We start from the raw sequence: 288 nt of genomic DNA, 5'->3' as shown, positions 1-288 counted from the left end.
GAATACTAATCGATCGAGGACTTAACCAAAAAGTTTGAAGCATTCAATGAACCGTTTATCCAGTTTTGAAAGAATAATTTCTTTTATAAAGGGTTTCAAGATACGAGTAGTTCGAGGAAGCAATGGAGAGAGGGAAGGAGCGTACTCAAGTACGTGACTGACTGAACGACAGAAGCTGACGAAGAAATGCGATGTATATTGAAAGCCGAACATAGTCTAGTGATGATGGCAAAGAGGTCACACCCGTTCCCATACCGAACACGGAAGTTAAGCTCTTTAGCGCCGATG

The 288-nt window shown here is 42.0% G+C and carries 1 rRNA gene; it reads left to right on the top strand.

The annotated features are described in order from the left end of the window. Positions 1–215: 215 nt before the first annotated feature. Positions 216–288: ribosomal RNA gene (gene rrf, locus ACP3VS_RS24400) — 5S ribosomal RNA — on the top strand; the annotation flags it as partial.

The organism is Lysinibacillus sp. VIII_CA, assembly GCF_049943995.1.
Lineage (GTDB): Bacteria > Bacillota > Bacilli > Bacillales_A > Planococcaceae > Lysinibacillus > Lysinibacillus pinottii.
The sequence above is the reverse complement of the archived record's forward strand: the minus strand, read 5'-3'. Positions and strand labels throughout refer to the sequence as shown.